Raw genomic sequence first — 18,685 nt, 5'->3', positions numbered from 1 at the left:
TCCGGGGATACATCCCCCAAGCGTGGCATCCGACCCGAAACCCACCGGGCAGTGTCAATTCGGTATCAAACCGCACCTTATAATCAGCATGTGAGCTCCCCCATCCAGACCGACCGCCGCCTCGCTAACCAGACTCTGCTGATCGACGCCGACGACACCCTCTGGGAGAACAACATCTACTTCGAACGGGCGATCACCAGCTTCATCTCCTACCTCGACCATCGCATCCACACCGCGGAAGAGGTCCGCGGACACCTCAACCGGGTCGAGCACGCCACCATCCTCTCCCACGGCTACGGTCTGCACAGCTTTCGCCGCTCTCTCGTCGCCTGCTTCGAACAACTTACGGACATGCCTCTCACCGACGAGAAACACCGCCGTATCGAGAGCTTCGCCCAGTCCATCGCCGACCAGGAGATTGAGCTTCTCCCTAAGGTCGAACCCACTCTCAGCGAACTCGGGACGCGCCACCGTCTCATCCTGGTCACCAAGGGAGACAAGATCGAGCAGACCGACAAGCTGCATCGCTCCGGCCTCGCCCCTCACTTCACAGCCGTCGAGGTGCTCGCGGAAAAGCATCGTCAGGCTTATCTCTCAGTCGCCTCTCATCACGGTTGCGAAGCATGCAATACCTGGATGATCGGCAACAGCCCGCGCTCCGACGTAAACCCAGCTCTCTCTGCCGGACTGAACGCCATCTTCATTCCCCACGACTTCACCTGGGTTCTTGAGCACGAGGTCGTCAATCAGCCTCCCCCGGGGCAGCACCTCTTGGAGCTGGCGAGCTTCGCCGACCTCACACGCCACTTTTAATCGACCTCCAGCGCTTTATCTACACTCCATCTCACTTTCCGGCAACGGGCATCCGAGCCGAGGCACCTTGGCGTCCTACCCTCCTTGAAAGTGTGCAAGACAACACGCTAGGAGAGACCAGATGAAAGTTCTGATAGTAGGAGCAACCGGAAAATTTGCTAAATCCGGTCGCACTGTAATCTTCGCGCGCCTCATACGTCAGCATGGGTGTCGGAGCTATTCGCTCGACAAAGGAGACTCAAAATGACGACTCGCTTCTTATGCCCTTACTGCCCGGAGTGCACCTGCCCACTCCCCTGCCCGTGCGGCTCCGGCTGCACCTGTCCCGCATCCAACTAACAGAAGCGGTGGCGCGGTAGCCAATCCGCGCCGTCGCCTTCATGAGAGATCGTCCATGCACGCCGCCGAATCTATCTCCAACCTCGTCCTTCAACGAAAAGAGTTCCTTCGCTTTGTGCAGAGGCGCGTCGCTTCACCCGCATTCGCCGAAGACATCCTGCAAAGCGCCTACGCGCGAGCCGTTGAACAATCGTCTTCGCTCCGTCTCCAGGAGTCTGCCCAGGCTTGGTTCTACCGAATCCTGAGAAATGCTGTCATCGACTACTACCGTCATCGTTCTGCCGAAGACCGCGCCCTTGAGCTCTGGGCCCGCGACCTCAGCGAAATCGCACCCGATCAGCAAACGGAGGAGATTGTCTGTGAGTGCATCGAGCAGATACTCCCGACCCTGAAGCCTTCCTATAGCGAGATCCTTCGCGAGGTAGACCTCGCGGATCAAAGCCTCGAGGTCTTCTCCCGAAAGTCTGGCATCACCAACGGAAATGCTGCCGTTCGGATACACCGTGCGCGCCAGGCCCTCAAGAAGCAGCTTTTGCTCATATGCAGCCTCTGTGCCCGCCACGGGTGCGTCAACTGCACCTGCACGAAGACGCAGTCTTCAAACTAACAATTTCCCGAAGATTCACAACCCATAAACACCCCACAAAACTTCCCTGTACCATCTAAAAGTACGAATAAGAAGTTGTGAGAGGTGTATGAGCGAAGGCCGTTGGGTTTTATTGATTGCAAGTGAAGTTGGTGGCACGGATTCAGTTTCGGATCGAGCCATGGAGCGGCTGGTCGAAGCGATCCGTCTTGAAGGATACGAGGTTGTGCGCACCTCGACCCCGGAGGACGGTCTGTCCCTCGTCACCTCCGACCCATCCTACAGCGCCATCCTTCTGGACTGGGACCTCGAAGGCGAGAATCAGTTCGCCGAGGGCGCTGCGCTCGCCATTCTTCGCGCCGTTCGCCGTCGCAACAAGAAGATTCCAATCTTCCTCATCGCCGACCGTACTCTCGTCAGCGAACTCCCCCTAGAAGTAGTCAAACAGGTTCACGAGTACATCCATCTCTTCGGCGACACTCCTGCCTTCATCGCCAACCGCGTTGACTTCGCCGTCGAACGCTACCACGAGCAGCTCCTTCCCCCGTACTTTCGCGAGCTGAAAAAGTACAACGACCAGGGAGCCTACTCCTGGGACGCACCCGGCCACATGGGCGGCGTCGCCTATCTTAAGCACCCCATCGGCATGGAGTTCCACAAGTTCTTCGGCGAAAACATCATGCGCTCGGACCTCGGCATCTCTACCGCGCCGCTCGGCTCCTGGCTCGATCACCTCGGACCTCCAGGCGAATCCGAACGCAACGCCGCCCGCATCTTCGGCGCCGACTGGACCTTCTACGTCCTTGGCGGCTCCAGCACCTCCAACCAGATCGTCGGCCACGGCGTCATCGCGCAGGACGATATCGTCCTCGCCGACGCCAACTGCCACAAATCCATCTGTCACTCCCTCACCGTCACCGGCGCGCGCCCCGTCTATATGAAGCCAACGCGCAACGGCTACGGCATGATCGGCCTCGTCCCCCTCAAGCGCTTCAGCCCCGAGTTCATCCGTGGCATCATCGACAAGAGCCCACTCACCACCGGCGTCGCCAACCAGAACCCCACCTACGCCGTCGTCACGAACTCCACCTACGACGGCCTCTGCTACGACGTAAACCGCGTCGTCACCGAGCTCTCGAAGTCAGTCCCGCGCATTCACTTTGACGAGGCGTGGTACGCCTACGCCAAGTTCCACGAAATCTACCAGGGCCGCTTCGCCATGGGCGTGCCAGACGACATGCCCGACCGACCCACCATCTTCGCCGTCCAGTCCACACACAAGATGCTCGCCGCCTTTTCCATGGGCTCCATGATCCACGTCAAGCTAAGCCCACGCGCCAACCTCGACTTCGATCAGTTCAACGAGTCCTTCATGATGCACGGCACAACATCGCCCTTCTATCCACTCATCGCCAGCCTAGACGTAGCCGCAGCCATGATGGACGAGCCCGCCGGTCCCACTCTGATGAGCGAGACCCTCCAGGACGCCATCAGTTTTCGCAAAGCCATGTCTTCCATCGGCCACCGGCTCCGCGAAGCCGAGCAGGGATGGTTCTTCCGCCTCTATCAACCAGAGTACGTCTTCGACCCACTCGACGGAAAAACCTACCTCCTAGAAGAGGCTGCCGACGGTCTTCTTACCAATCGCTCCAGCGCCTGGACCCTAAAATCTGGCGAAGAGTGGCATGGCTTTCAGGACGAAGACATCGCCGACGACTACTGCATGCTTGACCCCACCAAGGTCACCATCCTCACCCCCGGCGTCAACGCGCAAGGGAAGATCAGCGACTCGGGAATCCCCGCAGCCATCGTCACCGAGTTCCTCGATGGACGCCGCGTCGAGATCGCCCGCACCGGCGACTACACCGTCCTCGTCCTCTTCTCCGTCGGCACCTCCAAGGGCAAGTGGGGCGCACTCCTCGAAAATCTCTTCGAGTTCAAACGCCTCTACGACTCCGAAGCCTCCCTCGAAGAGGCCCTGCCCGAGTTGGTCTCCCGCTATCCCCATCGCTATCGCAACGTCAGCCTCAAAGAGCTCTCCGACGAGATGCACGCCGCGATGGTTCAACTCAACCTCTCCGGCCTCGTCAACGACGCCTGCGACGAAGACTTCGACCCCATCCTCACCCCGGCTCAGACCTACCAGAAGCTCCTCCGCCATGAGACGGAGAAAATTCGCTTCTCCGAGATGGCCGGCCGCATCGCTGCGGTCATGCTCGTTCCCTACCCTCCCGGCATCCCCATGTCGATGCCCGGCGAGCGCCTCGGCGGCCCCGAAAGCCCCGTTATCAAGCTCATCCTGGCCATGGAAGAGTTCGGCAAGCGCTTCCCCGGCTTCGAGCGCGAGGTCCACGGCATTGAAGCCGATGCAGAAGGAAACTACTGGATGCGCGCCGTGATCGAAACCACAGGCAGGAAGAAAAACGGCAATAGTAATGGAAAACAACGTCCACCCAATGCAGCGCCGCCGGTTCAGAAGAAGAAGCGTAATCCTGCCACCGCTCCGGTAGTTCCCGGCAGCGGTCTGGGCTCCGAGAGATAGCTCTATCAACCATCAAATAACGGCCTCTCCTCTCATGGATGAGGCCGTTTCCTTCCCACGACAACCTTATCCACACCCACTCCCACTCAACCCGTCCAAGATGCTATACTTACCTTCGGATTGCTTACCGCAGCTCATGCCCTTCGGGTGTCGAGTCATAGCGCGGAGGTGGCGAAATTGGCAGACGCACTAGCTTGAGGTGCTAGCGCCGCAAGGCATAGGGGTTCAAGTCCCCTCCTCCGCACCAATCTAATAAATCATGCACTTACTAGAAGGCCAGCCCTAACCGGCTGGCCTTCTAGTTCGCCCCTGTCACCATTTTTGTGACCCTCGCGTGCGAGAAATGCGAGAGAAGGCGTTTTGCCAGCCATGCGTCCCGGCTTGTCAGATAAGGCGAACATCGGAAGTACAAGCTTGGCCGCCGCTCTCCTACCCGGCCTTAATGGCCCAGCTTTACGTTGAAACCGCGTGCTTCGATGTCTGCCATCCGCTTTAGAAGCTTCTCTGTCCGGTATCTCGCTCACGACGGAGATCTACGCCAGCGGAACCTTCTACTGCGACCCAACCACACATAATTAAAATTTGTTATTGACAGTGATCTTTTTTCGGGAGTATAGGCATGTCATCAAGTTTTGAATCGTTTCAAAAGATTTGGACGCAGGGAGTTCCACTTGAAACTCAGATACCTGACAATCTCTATCTTCATCTTTTGTTCTCTGCTCCTTCCTGACATCGCGAAGGCGCAGGCGACAGCGAGTATCACAGGAACGATCGCGGATCCAGCAGGATCCGTGATTGCTGGAGCGACCGTCACCGTCACCAATGTCGACACCAACGGGGCTCGCGTGGTGACTGCTGACAGTAGCGGGCGTTTTGTTGCCAACCTGCTACCCATCGGCAACTACAAGGTCCAGGTGGCCGCGCCCAGCTTCCAGAGCGCCGTCAAGAATGGCATTCTTCTTGAAAACCAGTCCTCGCCGGAAATCAACTTTACCTTGATGCCCGGTTCGGTCACCTCGAGCGTCTCGGTGGAGGCCAACGCAGTCGCGGTCCAGGCGACCGACTCCTCTCTGAGTCAAGTCGTTCACTCTCAGCAGGTCTCCGATTTGCCCTTGAATGGTCGTAACTTCGTAGAGTTGGCTACGCTCGCTCCCGGAACCTCGGCGGGCAATCAGCCGAATGATTTCTTTGCAGGCGGCGGAGGCAGCGAGACCTCCATCCGCGGCTCCTTCTCACTGTCGGTCGGCGGCTCGCGCGAGAATCGCACCGACTGGCTCTACGATGGTGTCGACAACAACGAGCTAACCTCCGGCGGCATCGCCATCGTGCCCTCCATCGACGCTCTTCAGGAGTTCAATGTACTCACCTACAACTACTCTGTGCAGTACGGAACACGCGCGGGTCCGACCGTCCTGCTCACCTCGAAGTCCGGCACCAACCAATTTCACGGAACACTCTTCGACTTCCTGCGCAACACCGATCTGAACGCGACCAGCTACTTCTCTCCGGTCAATCCGAAGTACATCCGCAATCAGTTCGGAGGTTCAGTCGGCGGCCCGATTCGTAAGGATAAAACCTTCTTCTTCTTCGACTACCAAGGAACTAAGAGCATTCAGGGAATTCCTTCGCTGACCCAGGTGCCGACCATGCTCGAGCGCCAAGGCATCTTCACGGAGTCGTTCCCCGGATCTCCCGAGGTTCCTATCTACGATCCGAGCACGACGGTCATCGATCCAGTCACCGGAAACGCAAGCCGCACTCAGTTCCCTGACAACACCATCCCTACCTACCGGCTTAACGCTATCGCGGTCCAGATGCTTAACTACTTCCCCGCTCCCAACGTCTCCGGCGTGCTTTCGGCAAACTATGTGGACGTTCCTAACCAGACCTTCAATGACAACAGCTTCGACATACGAATTGATAACGTATTCTCAGAGAAAGATCGTGGCTTCGCTCGCTTCAGCAGAGACCAGGCTACCGTCTTTCTACCCTCTGGGCTTCCCGGCTTCGGCGCACAGCCTGGAGGTTATGCCAGCAACCAGACGCTCGCGGATCGCGGAAGAAATCTGGCCGTCTCCGAGACACACATCTTCTCGGCCAACGCGATCAACCAGTTCACCGCCGGATATAACCGCATCTTCGATCACATCACATCCTTTGGAGACGGTAACGATTGGAGCACGCTGCTGGGAATCCCCAACGCCAACCTCGGAACCTACCTGAGCAGCGGACTACTCAACACGCAGTTCAACGAGGGATACTGGGGTCTTGGCGATCGCGGGTTCTCTCCTATTCAGGATGGAACCAACGTCTACCAATACAGCGACGACTTCGAGTTGGTGCATGGGGCACACTCGTTCTCCATGGGCATCGGCATGCGCTTCATGCAACTCAATGAGCTCGGCAATGCCTTTCCTATGGGCGAGATGGAGTTCGATAACCTGTTCACGGCGGGTTTTACCAACGGCGCGTTCAACTCCGCGAGCGGCAATCCTATCGCCAGCTTTTTACTTGGTATTCCCGGCAGCGGCGAACACGACGTCTCTTTCTCCGGCGATGTCTCCGGCCGCAGATGGAAGGAGTTCCGCCCTTACTTCCAGGACAACTGGAAGATCAGAAAGAACTTGACCGTGCAGCTTGGTCTGGCGTGGAACTACACAACACCGGTGGTCGAATCGCAAAAGAGGTTGGCTAACTTCGACTTCCCCACCGGCCAGATGCTGATCGCAGGCGTGAACTCATCAGATTCGGCAGGGATCCAGTCGTACTACCGCGGCTTCGAACCAAGAATCGGACTCAGCTTCACTCCGTTCTCCACAAAGAATGCCATTCGCGCAGGCTACGCAATTCTCCACGACGCTGGATGGAACCTTGGCGCACAAGGGCTGGACCTGAATCCTCCTTTCTACGGAACGTTTGCGTTCCAAGCTGACGACATGACCCCGGTTACCACACTATCCGCGGGATTTCCTGTTCCGACCCCGCCAGACGTGAATAACCTGACAGGCAATGTCTACAGTCAGAACACAAACTTTCATCCTGGGACTATTCAGCAGTTCAATCTTAACGTCCAACGGGAGCTGCCTACAGGTACCATCCTGACGGTCGGCTATGCGGGATCTCGCGGGACGCATCTGCAGACCTCGGGCTTTCCGTTGAACACTGCCACGCCCAGCCTTCAGGTCGATCCCGCCAATCTGCGTCCGTATCCGAATCTGAACGCGATCGTCGGGTTCCTCGACCGAGGCCTATCGCGTTACGACTCGCTCCAGGTCAAAGCAGAGCGCGCCTACAACAACGGAGTCTACGTCCTGATTGCTTACACCTATAGCAAGGGATTCGACAACGGCCTCTACGACGACCTGGGCTCTCTGATCGGTGTTCCCTACTACCCGCTGAATCCGGCGCCGAACGTGTATCCTCTCAATCCCCGGGGCTATACCGACAAGGGACTCAATGTGACGGATCAGACGCACAATCTTTCCGCCAGCATCCTCTATCAACTGCCTTTCGGTCGCGGAAAAAAGTTCGCTTCCAGCGTAAGCACGCCAGTGCAGGAGCTGGTCGGAAACTGGCAGTTGAACCTGATCACACACGTCGGCTCTGGCTTTCCTCTCGGGCTCGCTGCAGGCGTCAACAATGCCGGTACTACGACTGGCAGTCGTCCCGATCAGGTCTGCAATACGCGCCCGGCCCACCAATCCTTGGCTGAGTTTATCAACACAGCTTGCTTCATTGACCCCGCTCCCGGCGTTCTTGGAAATGCATCGCGCACCCCGCTCTACGGTCCTGACTTCGTCAACTTCGACAGTTCGCTCTTCAAAACTTTCAACCTTCCCAAAGAGACGCAGCTCGTCTTCCGCACCGAGGTCTTCAACATCTTCAATCATCCACAGTTTGCGAATCCGGGAACTACCACGGACTCTCCCGGATTCGGACAGATCACCCAGGTTGTAAACAATCCTCGTCTCATTCAGTTCGCATTGAAGTTCGTGTTCTGATCGCCGCAAGCTTTCATCATGGAAGGATAGAAAAGGCATGAAGCCTGATTGGTTTCAGCGGACTCCGGACCGCAGAATGTTTTTGAAGGCGACAACAGGTTCTGCGATTGCCGCGATGGTTCACGGGCCGTCGCGTGCATTCGCCGCACCGGATAGACTACCCCGGACCGAGGCGTCGCATCGCGCGGAAACGACAACGGCAGCCAAGGTCATCATCGATACTGATCCTGGAGTAGACGATGCATTCGCCCTGATGCTGGCCATGCGCTCACCTGAGCTCAACGTATTGGCCATCACCGCAGTTGCGGGAAATCTCCCTCTTGAGATCACCCTGCCCAACGCCCTGCGTATGGTCGAGATCTGCGACCGAACTGATATCCCAGTGGCATCCGGCGCCGCTGCTCCGCTCATTCGGCGACAGGTGACCGCGTCCTATGCACACGGAGAGAACGGTCTCGGCGGCGTCAAACTTCCTCCGCCCAAAATCACCGCTGTAAAAGAACACGCCGCGGAGCTGATCTGCCGCATCGTCCTGGAACATCCTGGCGAGGTGACGCTGATCGGCCTCGGCCCTCTCACCAACCTTGCTCTTGCGCTTCGCTCGGAGCCAGGTCTTGCGAAGGCTATCAAGAGCATTGTGTTGATGGGAGGCTCGCTCTCGGGCGGCAACGTGACGCCTGCGGCTGAGTTCAACTTCTACGTCGACCCGGAGGCGGCAAGCATCGTCTTCAACTCCGAAGTTCCTATCACTATGGTCGGCCTCGATGTCACTCGCAAGGTCGAGCTGACCGAGCCCTACATCCTTCAGCTCGAAGCCGCTACGAATAAGCCGAGCCGTGCTGCAGCCGGTATCGCACGCGCCATCATGGCAAGCTATCGTGGGCACGGAGAGAAGGGCGGCCCAACCCTGCACGATCCTCTCGCAGTCAGCGCTCTGATCCGTCCCGATATACTTACCTTCGAGAGTTATCGGGTGCAGATTGAGACCAACGGTCTCATCACGGCAGGCGAGAGCGTTGGATGGAAGCGTGGCCCCATCCGATACGCGGCTGCCTTCGAGAATAGTCCAGGTGCGACACCATCGGATGAAACCTTCACCGCCAACACCCAGGTTGCCGTCGACGTTAGGCCGGACGCCTTCTTCCGCCTGCTGGTCGATCGCATTACAGGAAATACGCAGAACAACGGATGATCTCAGGAGGAATTGCGTTGAAACATCTACGAAAGAGCTCGCTTTGGTCTCTGGTTCTCTTCCCCACTCTTTTCGGTGTGCTCTCATCACCGTTGCTCTCCGCGCAGGATGGCCGCTACGTCGTCATTGATCAGGATGCGGTCGGACCCGCGGGAACGGACATGAACTCGATGCTCGTCTTTCTCCAGTCCCCACGCGTCAATGTGCTCGGTATCACGGTGCTCACCGGCGACGGATGGCGCGATGAAGAAGTAGCCCACACCCTGCGTCTGCTCGAGCTCATTGGCCGCACCGACATCCCCGTTATGGCGGGCGCGATCACTCCTTTGGTAAGAACGCAGCAGTGGACCAATGCGTGGGAGCAGATCTACGGGAAGGTTCTTTATCAGGGCGCCTGGAGCAGCTTCCGCCCGAAGCATGGACCCTTTGATGTCCCCAAACTCGAAGAAGGAAATCCCACAACGAAAGTATCGGACGAAGACGCAGCACACTTTTTGATCCGCATGGTGCACAAATACCCGCATCAGGTGACGATCTACGCTGCCGGGCCTATGACCAATGTGGCTCAGGCGATTAGCCTCGATCCGCACTTCGCCGAGCTCGCCGCGGAGCTCGTCATCATGGGAGGCAGCCTCAATCCGCATACCGACGATAAGGAATACGTCGACAGTCCGCGCCACGAATTCAACCTCTGGTTCGACCCCGAAGCTTCGACTATCGTCTTCCACGCCCATTGGCCGAAGATCACAGTCACCCCGGTGGATGTCTCTATCGAGACCCATCTCACGAAGGAGATGCTCGATGAGTTGAAGAAGAGTAGCTCCCCAGCCGGCCAGTACATCGCCCGCTACTCGCGCCGACCCGGAGATTATCTATGGGACGAGCTTGCTGCGGCCGCGTGGCTTGACCCCAGCCTCATCACGCACGAGCGCTATGTCTATTTTGATGTTAGCGTCGACAAAGGCATCAGCTACGGAGACACCATCGTCTGGAGCGATGACGATAAGCCCGCCCTCGATCTTCAAAAAGCTCATGTACAAATGGATGTCGACTGGCCTAAGTTTCAGAAGATGTTCTTGCAGCTGATGTCCTCGCCTACCCCAGGAGCGAAGAATCCTCAGTTCGAATCAAGTCAAGGCCACTAGCGTGATCGTTAGCAGACATCATCCAACAACGTTGATAAACATCTATGACTGCTGTGGAGACTGACATGAAGAGTAAACCCATTGCCATCATGGGAGTCTTTGCCATCGATCTGGCCTTCCGAGTAAAACGTCTTCCCGTTTGGGGAGAAACCGTTCTCGGGTCCGAGTTTCGTCTCGGGCCCGGCGGCAAAGGATCAAATCAATCGGTCGCCGCTGCTCGTCTCGGCGCGCAGGTCTACTTCATCAGCAAAGTAGGAAGCGATAACTTCGGCGATATCGCTCGTCGAACCTACAAAGAGGAGGGCGTCGACACGCAGTTTCTTTTCTCCTCGGAGAGCGATACGACCGGCGCTGCCGCCATCATCATCGACGAGATTAAAGGCGAAAATGCAATCGTCATCACTCCGGGTGCCGCGAACGCTCTCTCGACGGACGAGATCGATCGCGCACGCGACCACATCACCGGCTCGGCCGCCTTCATGACCCAGCTCGAGCTTCCTCTTCTCATCGTGATACATGGATTGAAGACCGCGCGAGAGCTCGGCGTCCCTACTATCCTCAACCCCGCTCCCGCCTGTGCGTTGGACGACGCTATCCTTGCGCTGTGCGACTATCTGACTCCCAATGAGAGTGAAGCAGAAGCTCTCACTGGCCTTCCCATTGCGTCTCTCGAAGACGCAGAGCGCGCAGCCGGGCTACTGCTTGCGCGCGGTGTACGCAACGTAATCCTCACCCTGGGCGCCCGCGGCGCTCTGGTTAAGACCTCGTCGATGACCATGCACATCGAAGCCTTCAGTGCCGGGCCCGTAATCGACACCACAGGCGCAGGAGATGCATTCAACGCAGGTCTCGCCGTCGCCCTCTCAGAAGGAATGAGCCTCGAAGAGGCAGCACGCTTCGGATGCGTTGTGGCTGGCATCTCGGTCACGCGGCACGGAACAGCTCCTTCTATGCCGCGAAGATCTGAGTTGGAGCGGTACAAACAAGCCTCCTCCAAGAAGCAAAGCTAGCAATGCTCAACGCGCCGCTTGCGCCTTGAAGACAGCTCTCGCCTCTTGTCCGTCTCTCAATCAGTCAGCCGGGCGATTCGATGGTCAGCCCCTCACATGATCGCGGAGCCGATCAGCACCAGCCCCGCGGTGTAACCAATCAGCATAAGCGCGACAAGCGTTCGCGTGCCGGTTGCCGCTCCGCGAAACTCCTTCCAAACAAATACACCCCAGAGGGCAGCCACCAGCGTCGCCCCTTGTCCCAGCGCATACGACACCGCAGGCCCCGCCACGCCTGATGCGATGACGTTCAGGCTAAGCGCGATCATCCAGATGGCGCCACCCAACAGACCCAACCAATGCAGCTTCGGTTTTGCCTCTCGATACTCTCGGTACGTCGAACCCTGCACGCGCATGAACACTGTGTTGATTAGCACGTTACTCAACAGTAAGCCGATGCCGAACAGCAGAAGTGCCGTGTAGGGTGTCAAATATCCCAGTTGAATTGGTTCGCTGTTGAAGTTTGGCGACATAGACGAGATAAGCTGCGGGTAAAAGAACCCCATCAAACATCCCGCTGCGATGGCAAACAACAGTCCACGGCTCGCGCTAACCGAACGCTGCTTCTGCACCTGCCGTGTGGCCATGGCGGACATGATCATCGCGAAGACGATCAGCACAACGCCCGCGCCCAGCAGCACGGGGCTACCCTTCGGCGCATGGAAATAACTCGCCACCGTGCCGATTACGAGAGCAAGTCCGACGCCCACGGGGAAGGCAAGCGACATACCCGCGGCGTCGATCGCGATCACCAGCAAGATGTTGGAGAGGTTGAACACTGCGCCGCTGGTAAGCGCACGTAACAGCGAGCTCGAGGACGCAAGACGAAGATTCGCGACAGCGCTACTTCCCGCCGAACCGAAATTGCCCAGAGTGAAACAGAACACCACGCCCAGCAGAGCGACTCCGAACGCATAGTCCCAGTAGTAGAGAGCAAAGGGCCACCGTTCTTTACCGGCGAGCTTCTGGGTATTCGCCCACGAGCCCCAGCCAAGCATCGTAACAACGCAGAGTAAGAACGCGACGGCCTGATTATCTACGATGAACATTTCCCCACCCCTGCTGCAAAAGAGCGGGAAATCTCGCCCGCGCCTTTACGATCGAAAGATCACTCCAGGCTGCCTCGCCTTGCAGATTCGGTCAGCGTGATCTCGCTTTGAACTGATTCAATCCCGCGCCATTCTATGCTTTCCTAACCGATACCTGTCAAGGAATCTTTCTGGGCAACACTCCCCAACCTTCACGGCTCTGTTCAGCCGAGGGCGAAGCCCGAGGGGCGCCTGTCGATCTGGCGCACGCGGACGCAGGGCACACGGTGGCTCGCAACAACCCTCCTTGCAAAATCCTCCGCACCCCCTTAATCTCCTTGGCACAGGCGGCAATTCCACTTGCACAGCCTTTACCCTTTTATCGCTGCAACGGGAGACGAACATTATCAAGCGCAATGCCACGATCCAGGAGGTCGCGCGACGAGCCAAGGTCTCCGTTGGCACCGTCTCCAATGTCCTCAACGACAGCAACGCAGTCAGCTCTCAGCTGCTGCGGCGCGTCCAGCAGGCGATGCGTGACCTCAACTACCATCCCAACAATCACGCACGCAGCCTGAAGTCACGCCGCTCGAGCGTCATCGGTATCGTTATCTCCGATATCACCAACCCGTTCTTTCCCCTTGTCCTGCGTGGCGTCGAAAGCGCCATCGTTCAGCATGGCTACATGCTAACGATCTTCAATACCGACGACGATCTAGAGCGCGAGCGTCAGATATTCTCGATGCTGCGCACGCATCGCGTCGACGGCATGCTCGCCGTAGTCGCGCCTAATCCCGCAAACGACGTCTCCCACATCGTTCAGGCGATCGATATGGGCATCCCCGTAGTATGTCTGGACCGCACTCCCCCCGGGCTCAACGTGGATTCTGTCGTTGTCGATAACGTTCGTGGAGCGGCGATGTGCGTGCGCCACCTGGTCGGTCTAGGTCACCGCAGGATCGGCATCATCAACGGTTCGTCATGGCTCCAGACCGCGCGCGATCGATACAAAGGCTACGAGATGGTCCTCGGTGAATCGAACATCAAGATCGACCGGGATCTGGTGCGTGAAGGCGACTTCCGCTTCGAAAGCGGCTACAAGATGACCAAAGACCTGCTGCTCAGTCACTCCCACCCCACCGCTCTCTTCGTCTCCAACGGAACCATGGGGCTCGGCGCCTTGCAGGCGTTCAACGAGCTAGCCATCTCCTGTCCCGACCAGGTTGCTCTCGCTATCTTCGACGACATTCCTGGTGGACGAATGTTGCGCCCCAGCATCACCTCCGTGATCCAGCCCGCCTACGACCTCGGAGTCAAGGCGGGCGAACTTTTGCTCAGCCGCCTCACCAATAAGGCCGGTCCTACAGAGCCAGTCACTATCACCCTGCAGGCTGAGCTCATCATCGGTGAATCCACCACCGGCTCAGGAAAGGCCGCCATGCCGAGGGGGACGAAACGCTCCTCATCCAGGAAAAAGAGTTCCTGACAGGAAATGCCCGCGCAAAGTTGCCGCGACGCAGCAATCGAGGACGAATAGGACGTTTCACACTGCTGTAGGCGTAGAATAAGGCTGTCGCTTCTATCTTCGGCGACGGGCCTAATCCCGCAGAGCTTTCCGCAGCAATAAGTCTTACGTCCTTGACGATCTGCCGCATCTGAAGAAGAACCTGCATCTCACCCGCGAATTCAGCAGCACGTTAGTCTGAACGCCGTAAAGAACGGAGACCAGCGTGCGCTCAGAACTGATATTTCGTGCCAGGGAAACAGTCGACAACAAGTACAAGTTGTGTCAAACAGCCTCGAAGGCAACTCGCAGCCTGCACATCGCCGCAACAAACACCACAGAGACCATCAACGATGCCTTGTCGCGAATAGCAGGCGGTGACGACTCTTCCACAGCTCCAAATCTTCCTGTCTCATCGTAGCGAGCACATTTAGCACATGCCCAGCTTTCCTCGTCGCGTTGCTCTACAGTTGGCGACAGATCGTTGGCTCCGCTAGTAAATAAATCGTGCACTTGGAGAAGGCCAACCCCATTGCGGGTTGGCCTTCTCTTTTATCCCCAGGGATTACCACCCCGACTACATCCTCTCTTTCCCGCTTCCATTGCCTCCTCACACGGCAATTTTCAAAATCAAGCCGCTAGTTCCTTCGTTAAAACTGCTGGTTCACCGTTCAACGATGAGCAGAGCGACCGAACCATCATCGTTCAGCTCAGTTTTGAATAAATTCAATTTATTGATATCTCATATATCGAATATTTAACGAAACGTAACGATCGCCTCGTTGCTTCGCTGTCTACTGAAGTGGCGGACCTGTCTCGCTTAAGGAAAAACTGCAGTGAGCACAATCCGCATTCGCTCACTCGTATATCTGCCGTCAACGTCTTGTCACCCATCCGGCCATCTGAGTTCCCTGCCGGATTGCAGTCACTCTCGCCAAATTATGATCAAGCCACTTTCTGGAGCCAATGATGAAACGTGTCATCCTTTTTGCATTAATGATCTGCCTGTTCGGCTTGAACGCCAGGAATCTGTTCGCACAGTTTGAAACAGCATCGGTGCTCGGTTACGTGCGCGATGGCTCAGGCGCAGTCATCGGACAAGCCACCGTCTCTCTCATCAATCAGGACACAAAGGCGCAGGTCATCGCACACACCGACGCTCAGGGCTCCTACGAGTTCACCGACGTCAAAATCGGCCAGTATATAGTCACGGCCCAGGCAAACGGCTTCGATACCAGCACCACCCAGCCGTTTACCGTCACCGTCAACGCCCGCCAGCGCGTCGATGTCTCTGTAAAGGTTGGATCGAACAGCGAGACCGTCACCGTCGACGCCGCTGCTGCCCTGCTCGAAACCGACTCCAGCGAGCGTGGTCAGGTTATCGGCACTCGCGAGGTCGAGAATCTTCCCCTCAACGGCCGTGCCTACGCCGACCTCGCCGCCCTCGTGCCCGGCGTTCGCCGCAACATCCTCGAAAACTCCACCGACTCCAGCCGCGATGCCTCCTTCAACGTTAACGGTCAACGTAGCGAGTTCAACAACTTTCTCCTCGACGGCCTCGACAACAACGCCTACGGCACCTCCAATCAGGGCTTTTCCAATCAGGCCATCCCTCCCTCGCCCGACGCTATCGATGAGTTTCGAGTAGAGACCGACAACTACAGCGCAGAGTATGGCCGCAGCGCAGGAGCCGTCATCAACGTCAGCATCCGTAGCGGTTCCAACCAGTTTCACGGCAAGGCCTACGACTACATCCGCAACACCGTCTTCAATGCCATCGGGCCCTTCACCCCTCCCACCAATCCCCTCACCAAAGCGCCTGAAAAGCCGGTCCTTCTGCGCAACCAATTCGGTGGCACCTTCGGTGGTCCCATCTGGAAAGACCACACCTTCTTCTTTGGCGACTATGAAGGAACCCGTCAGGTCGTTCACACCATCCTCCAGGCCACAGTTCCAACCGTAGACCAGAACGGAACCAGTGCGCTCGCCACAGCCAACGGCGGCTATACCTTCCTGACCTCGACCAACACCCCCGTCCCTCTCATCAATCCTCTAACTGGCCAGACCTACGCCAACGGTGTCATCCCCTTCAACGACCCCTCCGTATCCGCCTTCGCCAAAGGCGTCCTTGGCGCTCTCCCGCAGCCCAACGTTCCTGGCGGACCCTTCGCCAACAACTACGCATCCCAGCCATCAGATACACTCAACGACGATAAATTTGACGTTCGCGTCGATCAGACCTTCAACCAGCACAACACGGCCTTCGTTCGTTACAGCCAGCATCAGGGCAAGATCCTCTCACCCCCGAACATTCAGGGACCGGCCGGCGGAAACAGCAATGGCAATGTCAACATCTTCAATCAGCAGATCGCTGGTGGCGTCACTCACATCTTCACGCAGAACTCCATCCTCGACGCTCGCTTCGCCTTCACTCGCACCGACGGCGGCAAGAGTCCTTACGGCGCGAATCTTCCGAGCCTCTTAACCGGCATCCCTGGTCTTCCCACCCAGCCCCAGGTCGTCCGCAGCCTCAACGTCCAAAGCGTCAGTCAGTTCTCGCAGTTCGGCAACCAGGGCAGCAACCCCCAGTTTCAGAACCCCTACATCTTCAATCCCAAGGTCAACTACACGTTCATCCACGGGCGCAGCACCTATAAAGTGGGATACGAGTATCAGGCGATCTATACCACCATCGATGACTTCAACCCCGTCTATGGCCAAGACACCTACAACGGCAGCTTCAGCTTCGACGGAGTCGCCGGCAATCAGACCTCGACCGCTTTGAGCAAGGCCGATGCCGGAACCAAAGAGGCCGCATCGCTGGCCGACTTCATCTTCGGCGCACGCGATACCTACCAGCTCAACAACTTCGTCAACGTCCATCTCAACCAGCGCATGCATAACCTCTACTTCCAGGATGACATCCGGGTAAGCTCCCGGCTCACCGTCAACGCTGGTCTGCGATATGAGCTCGTTACGCCGCAGTGGGAGTCGAACAATCTGCTAGCCAACTACGATCCGGCAACCCAGTCTCTCATCACAGCTCGCCCCGGATCTCTCTACAACCGCGCTCTGGTCAACATGCCGAAGCTCGATTTCGCTCCACGCTTCGGATTAGCCTACTCGCTTGATCCCAAGACCGTCGTTCGCGCAGGTTACGGTCTCGGCTATGCTCAGTTCAACCGTGAGGGCGGAGAAAACCTGCTCTCCTACAATCTTCCCGCAATCGTAAACACCAACATCGTCCAGGCTCCGGAGTTCGCGTTGGCCAGTATTCGCACCCAGCCCGCTCAGACAACGTGTACCTCAGTTCAGGTAGGGGCGTCTTTCAATTCAGCGAACCCCAACCCCTGTTTCCGTACCACCTCGCAGGGCTACCCCACAGGCTTTACCAGCCCCGCCAACGTAACCGCAGCCAGCAACCTCAGCACGGAGGCTCGCTATATTCCAAAAAATCTGCCTACCGGCTATGTCCAGAGCTATCACCTCACAGTCCAGCGCCAATTCGGCAACAGCACAACGTTTGAAGCTTCCTACGTCGGAGAGCACGGAGTTAAAATTCAAGTGCTCGCTGACCTGAACCAGTCCGAAGCCAACCCGGTCACGGCCACCTGCAATGCAAGCGGAGCACCCGGCAGCACATCGGGCTGCCTTAGCCTTGCGGCACGTCGCCCTATCCAAACCTTCACCACCATCGAAGAGACACTTCCCGCCGGCTTCCTCACTTACAACGGTCTTCAGACCAAGCTCGAGCATCGCAGCGGCCATGGCCTTTACCTCTTGAACTCATTCACCTGGTCGCGCGCGCAGGATAACGCCGAGGGCCATCTCGAAGAGGTTGCGGGAGACAGCGGGCGTATCAACCTGGCCAACCCACTGGGCGATCGCGGACCCTCCGGCTACAACCAGCCTCTGAACGAGGTCCTCTCGCTCGTCTACGATCTACCCTACGGCAAGGGACGCATGTTCGGCGGCGATGCTCCGCGGGTCATGCAGGAGATTCTTGGCGGATGGCAGGTTACCGCGATCAACAGCGCCAGCAGCGGTCTGCCGATCAACATCACCTACTCGCCCAACAGCGCCCAGTCCGTCAGCACCATCCTGGTCCAGCGCCCGGACCAGATCTCAAAGGACGTAGTCATTCCTAAGAGCCAGCGTCTCAAAATCGGCGGCAATCAGGACAGCGTCGCCCTGAACAGCGCAGCGTTCGCCATCCCGGACGACAATCACCCTTATGGCAACGTAGGTCGCAACTCCGTCCGCTTCGACCCCTTCTACCAACTTGATATGGGCCTGCACAAACAATTTGCTCTCTACCCGGAAGGCACCTCATTCGACTTCCGCGTCGAGGCATTCAATCTACTCAACCAGACTAACTACTCCTTCCCTCAGGGAACCGTCGGCAACAGCAGCTTCGGCGTAGTCGCTGCAGCCTCTACCTTCCCGGCACGTATCCTGCAGTTCGCCGGAAAGATTATCTTCTAAT

10 protein-coding genes and 1 tRNA gene are annotated in these 18,685 nt (G+C 57.5%); 10 read left to right on the top strand and 1 reads right to left on the bottom strand.

The features are described from left to right. Positions 1–90: 90 nt before the first annotated feature. From GSQ94_RS12445 to rbsK, 8 genes are all read left to right on the top strand, one after another. Positions 91–813: an HAD family hydrolase gene (locus GSQ94_RS12445; protein WP_254063837.1), complete on the top strand. Its 723-nt coding sequence runs from the start codon at positions 91–93 to the stop codon at positions 811–813. A gap of 394 nt (positions 814–1,207) precedes the next feature. Further along, entirely contained in the window at positions 1,208–1,759 is a 552-nt protein-coding gene (locus tag GSQ94_RS12440) for an RNA polymerase sigma factor (RefSeq protein WP_158944192.1), read from the top strand. An 88-nt stretch (positions 1,760–1,847) separates the two neighbouring features. Beyond that, positions 1,848–4,280: an Orn/Lys/Arg decarboxylase N-terminal domain-containing protein gene (locus GSQ94_RS12435; RefSeq protein ID WP_158944191.1), complete on the top strand. Its 2,433-nt coding sequence runs from the start codon at positions 1,848–1,850 to the stop codon at positions 4,278–4,280. 162 nt (positions 4,281–4,442) lie between these two features. Next, a tRNA-Leu gene (locus tag GSQ94_RS12430) sits at positions 4,443–4,527 on the top strand. 424 nt (positions 4,528–4,951) lie between these two features. Continuing rightward, positions 4,952–8,281 (top strand): carboxypeptidase-like regulatory domain-containing protein, encoded by a 3,330-nt coding sequence (locus tag GSQ94_RS12425; RefSeq protein ID WP_158944190.1) that lies wholly within the window; start codon positions 4,952–4,954, stop codon positions 8,279–8,281. Positions 8,282–8,318: 37 nt separating this feature from the next. Continuing rightward, positions 8,319–9,473, top strand: a complete 1,155-nt coding sequence (locus GSQ94_RS12420) for a nucleoside hydrolase (RefSeq protein ID WP_158944189.1) — start codon at positions 8,319–8,321, stop codon at positions 9,471–9,473. Between the two features lie 17 nt (positions 9,474–9,490). Then, positions 9,491–10,618 (top strand): nucleoside hydrolase, encoded by a 1,128-nt coding sequence (locus GSQ94_RS12415; protein WP_254063836.1) that lies wholly within the window; start codon positions 9,491–9,493, stop codon positions 10,616–10,618. A 65-nt stretch (positions 10,619–10,683) separates the two neighbouring features. Beyond that, a complete protein-coding gene (rbsK, locus tag GSQ94_RS12410) occupies positions 10,684–11,628 on the top strand; it encodes a ribokinase (RefSeq protein WP_158944187.1) in 945 nt (314 codons plus the stop codon). Positions 11,629–11,720: 92 nt separating this feature from the next. On the opposite strand, the gene GSQ94_RS12405 is transcribed toward rbsK, so the two are convergent. Continuing rightward, on the bottom strand, positions 11,721–12,716 hold the full coding sequence (locus GSQ94_RS12405; protein WP_158944186.1) for a GRP family sugar transporter: 996 nt from the start codon (positions 12,714–12,716) through the stop codon (positions 11,721–11,723). Positions 12,717–13,002: 286 nt separating this feature from the next. Here GSQ94_RS12405 and GSQ94_RS12400 point away from each other — a divergent pair, with 286 nt between their 5' ends. Together GSQ94_RS12400 and GSQ94_RS12395 are read left to right on the top strand one after the other, a co-directional pair. Continuing rightward, the gene (locus GSQ94_RS12400; RefSeq protein ID WP_158944185.1) at positions 13,003–14,181 is read left to right on the top strand and encodes a LacI family DNA-binding transcriptional regulator; all 1,179 of its coding nucleotides are present in this window, start codon (positions 13,003–13,005) and stop codon (positions 14,179–14,181) included. 984 nt (positions 14,182–15,165) lie between these two features. Then, positions 15,166–18,684 carry a TonB-dependent receptor gene (locus GSQ94_RS12395; protein ID WP_254063835.1) on the top strand — a complete coding sequence of 1,173 codons (3,519 nt, stop codon included), beginning with the start codon at positions 15,166–15,168 and terminating at the stop codon, positions 18,682–18,684. Position 18,685: the final 1 nt, after the last annotated feature.

Source organism: Granulicella sp. S190, from assembly GCF_009766095.1.
In the GTDB taxonomy this organism is placed as follows: domain Bacteria; phylum Acidobacteriota; class Terriglobia; order Terriglobales; family Acidobacteriaceae; genus Edaphobacter.
Note: the sequence above shows the minus strand (reverse complement) of the source record. Positions and strands in the feature narration are given on the sequence as shown.